Origin of the sequence: Corallococcus llansteffanensis (genome assembly GCF_003612055.1) — a bacterium.
GTDB classification, from domain to species: domain Bacteria; phylum Myxococcota; class Myxococcia; order Myxococcales; family Myxococcaceae; genus Corallococcus; species Corallococcus llansteffanensis.
The window spans coordinates 1-8,583 of the sequence record NZ_RAWB01000431.1 but is presented as its reverse complement, the minus strand read 5'-3'; the positions used below and the strand labels follow the sequence as shown (position 1 = coordinate 8,583).

Genomic DNA, 8,583 nt, shown 5'->3' with positions numbered 1-8,583 from the left:
GGTGTCGGGTGGTGGCGGCGCTGGGGGCGACGTCGGCGGACCGGCGGCTGGACATGATGGACCCGGGCGTGACGGTGGACGGGCTGGTGCTGGACCTGGACGCGGATCGCCGCGTCGTGAGTGATTTCCTCTGCCGTCTGGTGGACCGGGGCTTCAGCGGTCCGCGCATCCTCCTGTCCTCCGGTTTCCGCCCCGAAGCGAGCGCCACCTTCCGGGCCTCCAGCCATACCCACTTCGCACTCGGCCGGCCCTGGCGCTCCGGTGAGCTGCGATCGCTCCTGGAGCAGGTCCTTGGGGTCTCCCACCTCGCTGAATCGACAGGCTGTCCGTGAGGCTGTCCGTGACACCCGGCTCGCGCCGCTGACGGAGCGGGTCGCGGACGCGGGGCACGGGCTGTTCACCGGCATCGCCGGGGCGTCCGCGGGCGCGGCGCGCAGCGCGTACGTGGCGCTGGTGCTGCTCGCGGGCGGCATGGCGCGCTGTGCGACGGGGCGCTCGCGCGAGGGCCTGCCGCAGCTCAAGCGCGGCCTGTTCCGCGTGGCGCAGGTGCCCGTGGACCTGGTGCTGATGCTGGGCGGGCGCGTGCTCAGCGCCGTGCAGGTGGTGTCCGGCCTGGAGCCGGTGGGCCGCCGGCTGACGGACGCGGAGGTGGCCCGGCTCAAGCCCATCTTCGGCGACAGCGTGGACTTCCACTGCGTGCGCGTGAAGGAGGGCGCCCTGGGCCTGCTGGGGCTGCCGGGCCGCGCGTTCGCCCACGGCGACATCCTCTTCGTGCCCCCGGGCTACGGCGCGGTGGGCTTCCGGCTGCTGGTGCATGAGCTCACCCACGTGTGGCAGCACCAGCACGGCGGCACGGGCTACCTGAGCGGTGCCCTGGCTGCCCAATACCTGGGCGACGGGTACGACTGGCGCAAGGCGGTGGGCGCGCACCGCCGCTGGGCGGAGCTGAACGCGGAGCAGCAGGCCCAGTTCATCGAGGACGCCGCCGACGCGCAGCTCATCCCCCATGTGGGCAGGCCCACCCCCCAGCAGCGGCTGCGCGGGTGGAGCGACGCCGCCCTGTGCCTGCTGGACGAGGCGCTGGACAGCCTCTACGCGGGGCGGGGCGCGCCGTGAGCCGGAGGGCCGCGCGATGACGCCGCCCGCCTCCATGCCCGGAGGCACCCCCGAGGGCCGCTGCCTCCAGGCCGTGACGTGGCGCCGCCTGGAGTCCCCCGGCACCGAGCACTGCGAGCTGTGGGAGTCCGCCGCGGGCCCGCTGCTCACCGGCACCGCGGTGCTCGTGAGCGAGGGGCTGCCGCTGCTCGTGCGCTACACCGTGGCGTGCGACCCGGACTGGCACACGCGCGAGGCGCGGCTCGTGCTGCACCAGGGCGGCACCCGGCGCACGCTGGTGCTCCAGGTGGATGACCACCAGCGCTGGTGGCGCGACGGGCGCGAGCTGCCGGAGCTGCGCGGGTGCGTGGACGTGGACCTGAGCGTCACCCCCTCCACCAACACCCTGCCCATCCGCCGGCTGGGGCTGGAGGTGGGGCAGGCCCGGGATGTCACGGCCGCGTGGGTGCGCCTGCCGGACCTGTCCCTGGAGCGGCTGGAGCAGCGCTACACCCGGCTGTCCACGTCGCTCTTCCGCTACGAGAGCGCGGGCGGCTCCTTCGTGGCGGAGGTGGACACCGACGCCCACGGGCTCGTCACGCACTACCCGTCCGGGTGGGAGCGCGTGGCCACCTCCGAAGGGTGAGCCCGCGCGCAACCCCCGGCCCTGAACGCGGACAATCCTCCCAAACCCGCCCGGGCCCCCATGTCGGTCCATGTGGGCTGGCGGGACAGGGGATTGCGGGACTACCTGTCATATAGGGATGGGCCCGGGTGACGTGCCGGGTTATAACGCCCCGCGAACCGTTCCGGAGGCAGAGGGGTCGCGAGCCTGGGCCGCCCCACCGGACGTCACGTGCAAGGTTGATGTGGTGAAAACCCACCCCCGAGGTCCCATCGCATCCGGCCGCGCCCGGAAGAAGCGCCCCGTGGCGCCCGCGTCCGCCGCCGCGCTGTCGCGGCGGCAGTTGGAGCGCAAGCTGGCGGTCAGCGTGGGCGCCTCGGCCCGGGCCGCGCGGCTGCGGGCCGGGCTGACACAGGCGGACGTGGCGGATCGCGTCGGCATCGCGTCGGAAGTGTATGGCCGGCTGGAGCGGGGCAAGATGATGCCCAGCGTCCCCACGCTGTTCCGGCTGTGCCTGGCGCTGCAGCTGTCCGCGGACGCGTCGCTGGGGCTGGCCCTGGCGGCGGCGGCGGGCGCGGGGCTGTGGGAAGAGGACTCCACGGACAAGGACGACCTGCCGGAGATGCGCCGCCTGCTGCGCAGCCTGCGCCGGCTGCCGCGCCCCCAGCTGAAGCTGATGAGCCTGGTGGCCAGCGCCATCCTGCCGACGCGCCGCTAGCGACTTCCGCGCGCCGCCGGCACCCGGGCGGTGCCCGCGTCCGGTTCGCGCTCCGTCACCCGCCACACCCAGCCGGAGGGGGTGGGGTCCCGGTGCGCGGTGTTCACGTCCACCGCGTACACGTCCACGGTGTGCTCGCCCACGGACAGGTCCTTCACGCGCCAGCGGGCCTCGCAGGGGATGAAGAGGCTGCCGTCCAGCGAGCACCAGAACACGGGCTTCAGCGTCGTGGCGTTGAAGACGAAGGTGGCCTCGCGGGAGGGCGTGGCGCCCGGGGGCCCCTCGTCGATGAACGTGTCCGGCCCGTCGTTCCCCGCCCGCGCGAGCGACGGGGGGAACAGGAGCGGCATCAGCACCAGCCCCAGCAGGAGGGACGCCAGCACACCGTGGGGGAGATAGCGCAGGGACGGCGGGGGAATCATGGCCGGGACTCCGAGGCACCACGGGCGCGCGACACCCCGACCCTCCAGGTCCCCCGCTCCCAGGACGCGACGCACGGCGGCGGCCTGGGAGGACGGGGGCGTTTCATGGAGTCCGGGAACGGGAAACGGGCGAACTCAAGGAAGCTGGGGATGGCGCCAAAATGGTGCGTCCCGTCCCGGAGGCGGGGAGGGGCATCCACGGCGCGACGGGGCCCGGGGCCCAAGTGTCCGACAGAGGAAAGGATGCGGGGGTGCGGCACCCCCCGGGGACGGTGGGTCCGAACGCACCACGGGGCGGCGCTTGTCAGGGCGCACATCCCCTGGCCTCATGGGCGCTGGCCGGGATCCGCTTTGCACGACGACCTCCATCGCCCATGACCGTAGGAAACAGGAGCACCCCCTGGCGCATCGGCTGGATGGCGCTGGTGTTGGCCCTGCTGCTGCCGCTGTCACCTCCCGCGCGCGCGGAGTCGCCCGGGCCTCGTCCCGGCAGTGAGCGCCTGGGTGACACGCTCCCGGACGCGGGCCTGCCCGTCACCGAGGAGAACCTGACGCCCGGCGCCAGCCCTTCGGGAATGGACGCGCCGTGGACGGAAGGGCAGGACCCCGTGGGAGACGCGGGCCCCGTCGCCGCGGAGGCGGACCTCCAGCGCACCGACGCGGGCTGGGCGGTGGAGGCCGGCGCTTCCCCTGACGGCGGGCCGGTGCTGGCCGCGTTCGTGCCGCCAGCGCTGGTGCGGGACTCCCCGGCGCCGTACCCGCCGCTGCTCGTGGGCCAGGGCGTGGCGGGCACGGTGAAGCTGGAGCTGCTGGTGGACGAGGCGGGCGAGGTGGACACCGCCACGCTGGTGGAGGGCGTGCACCCGCTGCTCAACGAGGCCGCGCTGCACGCGGCGCCGTCGCTGGGCTTCTCCCCGGCGTTGATGGAGGGCAAGCCCGTCGCGGTGCGCCTGTTCTTCGAGTACCGCTTCGAGGTGCCCGTGCCGGTGGCCACCGCCGCGGACGGCGGCACGCCAGGCCCCGGAGGCACCGAGCCGCGGGGGCCCGTCACGCTCAAGGGCCTGGTGCGCGCCAAGGGCAACCGCCAGCCGCTCATCGGCGCGACGCTGGTGTCGGACGCCGCGCCGGACTTCCCCGTGCAGACGGACGAGCACGGCCGCTTCGAGGCGCGCTTCCCCACCGGCGGGCAGGCGGTGCGCGTGTTCGCCGCGGGCCACAAGCCCGGCCTGTACCGCGAGGCCTTGAAGGGCACCGAGTCGCTGGAGGTCGTCTACGGCCTGGAACCGCTGGTCCTCAATCCCTACGAGACGGTGGTGCGAGGCGACCGCGAGCGCACCGAGGTCAGCCGCGTCACGCTGCACGACGCGGAGCTGCGCGAAGTGCCCGGCACCATGGGCGACCCGTTCCGCGTCGTCATGCTGCTGCCGGGCGTGGGCAGCATGCTGTCCGGCGTGGCGTACCCGGTGGTGCGCGGCAGCCAGCCCGCGTCCACGGGCTACTTCCTGGACGGCATCCGCGTCCCCATCCTCTTCCACCTGTTCCTGGGGCCCGCGGTCATCCACCCGGACTTCATCGACGCCATCGACTTCTATCCGGGCTCACCGCCGCCGCAGTACGGCCGGCTGATGGGCGGCGCCATCGAAGGGCGGCTGTCCCGGCCTCACGATGACCGGGTGCACGGCAGCGCCTACGCGGACTTCATCAACGCGGGCTTCTTCATTGAAACGCCCTTCAAGTCCACTGGCACCAACGTTAGCCTCGCGGGCCGCTATTCCTATACGCCGTGGATCATCGCGCTCGCGGCCAACAGCCTCCAGGACCCGGCGCCGCCGGGGCGCACCAATCCCAAGGTGGTGCTCGACTTCTGGGACTACCAGGGCCGCGTGGAGCAGGACGTGGGCCAGGGCAAGCTGCGGCTGTTTGCCTTTGGCTCGTCCGACACCTTCGGCTCCGAGGCCCAGGACGAAGAGGGCGACACCGCGCTGCAATCCATCATCTTCCACCGCGTGGACCTGAGAGGCCGCCACCCGCTGGGCAAGGGCGAGTTCGAGGTGGGCGGCACGTGGGGCCTGGACCGCTTCGCCGTGGTGTCGCGCGGGCCGGACAACGGCAATGAAATCCATATCGACCAGAGCACGCTGTCCGCGCGCCTGGGCTACACGGTGCCGCTGACGGAGCGGCTCTTGCTGCGCACGGGCGCGGACGTGGACCACAAGCGCGCCATCGTGGACCTGCTCTCCGTGGAGAACGGCGAGGAGGTGGAGGAGGACACCATTCACGCGCCCGTGGCGCTGGCCACCTTCGCCGGCGCGTACGCGGAAGGCGTGTGGACGCCCGATGACCGGTGGACGGTGGTGCCCGGCCTGCGCCTGGACAGCTACCACCTGTCCGGCGGGTTCGACCACAAGGTCATCGAGCCGCGCCTCACGGTGCGCCACAAGCTCACCGACACCGTGACGCTCAAGGGCGGCGCGGGCGTCTTCCACCAGCCGCCCACCACCCTCATCAGCCTGCCGGTGGTGGACGTGGGCAGCCTGTTGTTGGGCCTCCAGGAGGGCGTGCAGCTGTCCGTGGGCGCCGAGTGGAAGGCCTTCAGCAAGTGGGAGGTGGGGCTGGAACTCTACGTGAACCCCATGCTGCGCACCATCGAGCTGACGCCCTTCTCCGACGAGGGCCTGGGCAATGACCTGGACGGCGGCGGCAACGGTGGCGAGCCCGACGTGCCGCCCGTTCCGCCAGGGGAGGGCACCGTCACCCGCAACGGCTTCCGCCAGGTGCGCGCGCGGCAGATCGACGTGGACGAGCCCCCGGTCAGCCGCGACGACTGGGACCTGCCGGACTTCACCAGCCATGGGCTGGCGTATGGGTTGGAATTGCTCGTGCGCTACCCGCTGGGGAACAACTGGTTCGGCTGGCTCTCCTACAGCCTGCAGCGCAGCACGCGGCGCACCACGTTCTACCGCTACGACTCCACCGGGAGGGCCATCTCCGAGGCACAGGACGACCTGCCCTTCGCCTTCGACCAGACGCACATCCTCAACCTGGTGGTCAGCCACAAGTTCTCCAACAACATCACCCTGGGCGGCGTGCTGCACTTCAACACCGGCCGCCCCGAGTACGGCACCCTGGGCAGCCAGACGCACCGCGAGGGCACCGACAGCGATGGCCGCCCCGCCTGGGTGCAGGTGGACAGGGACGCGGTGGACAGGCTCCCGCCCTTCTTCCGCTTCGACGTGCGTCTGTCCAAGGCCTGGGCCTACGAGACCTTCACCCTGGAGGCCTACCTGGACATGCTCAACGTCACCCTCAACCAGGAGACGCTGGGCTTCGAGTACGAGGGCGGCGGTGTCTCCCGGCGACCCCTGACGAAAAGTGCCGTGGGGCTGCCCATCGCCCTGCCGATCATCGGGGTCAAGGGCCGGTATTGAACCGTCCCCCGGTCCAGGGGGAGTGCTCAGGGCTGAGCAGATTTTCGTGCGATCTGCCCTCCAGGGCCGATTCACTTTCGTGCAGTTGTGTCAGTATTACAGGAGACGCGGGTTTTTCCTGCCTGCCCGGCACCGTCGCCGAGGGTGGAGGAAAGCCCGAAGCGTCGGGGGGAGTACGATGATGGGTTTGTCCTGGGGGCCGGGTTCGGCCTCGGCGTGGGAATTGCCCGCCGACAACGAGACGCCCTGCATCTTCTTCGAGCCCCTGTTTGGGGAGACGGGCGACGTGCTCGACTTCCGGTGGACGTCCATGAACGTCCCGGCCGAGGGCTGGGTGCGTTCCCTGGAACTGGGCCGGCACCTGTCGTTGTGGGCGCTGGAGGGCGTGGTGCTGTTCGACGTGGGGGCGTGCGTGCGGGTGTTGCTGCGCGGCGTGCCGCACGTGGGCCAGGTGCCGGGGGACGTGGCGGGCCGGCAGTTCGTGGTGGTGCGCCACGGCGAGGGGCTGGCGCTGTGGCTCTTGCCGCGCGACGAGAGCCGCGCGTCGGACGCGCAGCAGGCCATCCGGGAGCGCAACGCCCGGCGCGAGGTGGAGGAGGCGCTGGCGCGCACGGAGCAGACGGTGAGCGCGCTGCGCGAGGCGGAGGAGCGCTACCGGCTGGCGACGCGGGCCACGCACGACGTGCTGTGGGACTGGCACTTCGGCACGGACCGCGTGCGGTGGGACCCGGGCACGGGGGACGCGTTCGGCCACGCCACGGCGGTGTTGGATCACCAGCTGGGCTGGTGGGGCGCGCGCGTGCACGACGACGACCGCGAGCGGGTGGTGGACCGGCTGGTGGAGTTCGTCGCGTCCACGGGCGACGTGTGGAAGGACGAGTACCGCTTCCAGCGCGCGGACGGCAGCTGGGCGCACGTGCTGGACCGGGGCGTGCTGGCGCGCGACGACGAGGGGCGGCCGGTGCGGATGATCGGCTCCATGATGGACGTCACCGAGCGCACGCGCGAGCTGGCGTCGATGGTGGAGGAGGCGCGCTTCCGCGAGCGCTTCATCGGCATCCTCGGCCACGACCTGCGAAACCCCCTCAATGCCATCATGCTGTCGGCGCGGGCGCAGAAGCGGCGCGGGCCGCTGGAGTGCACGCTGGAGCAGCACCGGCAGCATGCGCAGCGCATCGAGGCCTCGGCGGCGCGCATGGGGAACATGATCGCGGACCTGCTGGACTTGACGCGCGCGCGGCTCGCCGGCGGCATCCCGCTGCGCAAGGGGCCCACGGACCTGGGCGTGGTGTGTCAGCAGGTGGTGGACGAGCTGTCGGCGGCGTACCCGGAGCGGGCCATCGCGGTGGATGTGGATGGCAAGGCCGAAGGCGAGTGGGACGCGGAGCGGCTGGCGCAGGTCTTGAGCAACCTGGTGGGCAACGCGCTGGAGCACGGCACGCCGGAGGCGCCGGTGTTCCTGCGCTGCTGGGCGAAGGGGGAGCACCAGGTGGTGGAGGTGCAGAACCCCGGCACGCCCATCCCGGAGGAGCTGCGCGAGCGGCTGTTTGATCCGTTCCGCCAGGGCGAGGGCGAGCGGGCGCAGGGCCGGCGCAACGCGGGACTGGGGCTGGGGTTGTTCATCGTGAAGGAGATCGTCCAGGCGCACGGCGGGACGGTGGAAGTGGCGTCGTCCCAGAAGGAGGGCACGACGTTCACGGTGAAGTTGCCCAGGCCCCCGCGTCCGAAGGCGAAGGTGCGGGCGTCCCGGAGCCGCACGCGGACGGCCTGAGCTTTCGGGAGGGGTGAGCGTTCACGGTCGGGCGGTGAATGGGTGAGCGTCCGCCGCCGCACGCAACGCGCGTTGGGCGAAGGACCGAAGGGGATGGGACGCGAGGGTAGGGCAGCTGCTCGCCTCGTGGGATCACGTTTACCGGTTGTCGAGGCCGTGCGGCTCGTGCGGCCACCACGTGGAGGCAGTCCCCATGCATCTCAATCCCCCCCGCCCCCCTTCGCTGCGTTCTGCTCGCTGGATGCTGTCCCTGTCGCTCGCCGCCGCGCTGGTGGGTTGTGGCGCCCCGCTGACGGCGGATGATCAGGCCGACGTCCTGGGCAGTGCTTCCAATGCGCTGCTCTCCACGAACGGGCTCTCCACGAACGGACTCTCCACCAACGGCCTGTCGACAAATGGCTTGTCGACAAATGGCTTGTCGACAAATGGCTTGTCGACAAATGGCCTGTCGACGAACGGGTTCAGCACCTGGTTCACGGCGAATCCCTCGGCCTCGGACATGGTGATGCGCTACGTGGTGCAGT

At 71.9% G+C, this 8,583-nt stretch carries 7 protein-coding genes and 1 pseudogene; 7 read left to right on the top strand and 1 reads right to left on the bottom strand.

The genetic code is table 11. The features are described from left to right. The 4 genes from D7V93_RS45300 to D7V93_RS30830 form a co-directional block, all read left to right on the top strand. Positions 1 to 332: hypothetical protein (locus D7V93_RS45300; protein ID WP_158623900.1), on the top strand; the 332-nt coding region annotated here is incomplete at its 5' end. Further along, a complete protein-coding gene (locus D7V93_RS30840) occupies positions 292 to 1,116 on the top strand; it encodes an eCIS core domain-containing protein (protein WP_244237618.1) in 825 nt (274 codons plus the stop codon). The genes D7V93_RS45300 and D7V93_RS30840, both read left to right, overlap by 41 nt. Positions 1,117 to 1,132: 16 nt before the next feature. Beyond that, positions 1,133 to 1,741: a putative glycolipid-binding domain-containing protein gene (locus D7V93_RS30835; protein WP_120646787.1), complete on the top strand. Its 609-nt coding sequence runs from the start codon at positions 1,133 to 1,135 to the stop codon at positions 1,739 to 1,741. A 283-nt stretch (positions 1,742 to 2,024) separates the two neighbouring features. Continuing rightward, positions 2,025 to 2,438 carry a helix-turn-helix transcriptional regulator gene (locus D7V93_RS30830; protein ID WP_244237617.1) on the top strand — a complete coding sequence of 138 codons (414 nt, stop codon included), beginning with the start codon at positions 2,025 to 2,027 and terminating at the stop codon, positions 2,436 to 2,438. Here D7V93_RS30830 and D7V93_RS30825 read toward each other — a convergent pair. Further along, positions 2,435 to 2,860: a hypothetical protein gene (locus D7V93_RS30825; protein WP_120646785.1), complete on the bottom strand. Its 426-nt coding sequence runs from the start codon at positions 2,858 to 2,860 to the stop codon at positions 2,435 to 2,437. The genes D7V93_RS30830 and D7V93_RS30825 overlap by 4 nt on opposite strands. 575 nt (positions 2,861 to 3,435) lie before the next feature. Here D7V93_RS30825 and D7V93_RS30820 point away from each other — a divergent pair. The 3 genes and pseudogenes from D7V93_RS30820 to D7V93_RS30810 all read left to right on the top strand — a co-directional run. Continuing rightward, positions 3,436 to 6,288, top strand: coding sequence for an energy transducer TonB (locus tag D7V93_RS30820; protein ID WP_120646790.1), 2,853 nt, complete (start codon positions 3,436 to 3,438; stop codon positions 6,286 to 6,288). Between the two features lie 178 nt (positions 6,289 to 6,466). Then, entirely contained in the window at positions 6,467 to 8,059 is a 1,593-nt protein-coding gene (locus D7V93_RS30815; protein WP_244237616.1) for a sensor histidine kinase, read from the top strand. A 193-nt stretch (positions 8,060 to 8,252) separates the two neighbouring features. Next, positions 8,253 to 8,583: pseudogene (locus D7V93_RS30810) on the top strand (hypothetical protein); the annotation flags it as partial.

Excerpts from the sequence above, each read along its gene's own strand:
- D7V93_RS30835 (WP_120646787.1), top strand. The coding sequence starts at position 1,133 with ATGACGCCGCCCGCCTCCATGCCCGGAGGCACCCCCGAGGGCCGCTGC.
- D7V93_RS30825 (WP_120646785.1), bottom strand. The coding sequence starts at position 2,860 with ATGATTCCCCCGCCGTCCCTGCGCTATCTCCCCCACGGTGTGCTGGCG.
- D7V93_RS30820 (WP_120646790.1), top strand. The coding sequence starts at position 3,436 with ATGGACGCGCCGTGGACGGAAGGGCAGGACCCCGTGGGAGACGCGGGC.
- D7V93_RS30815 (WP_244237616.1), top strand. The coding sequence starts at position 6,467 with ATGATGGGTTTGTCCTGGGGGCCGGGTTCGGCCTCGGCGTGGGAATTG.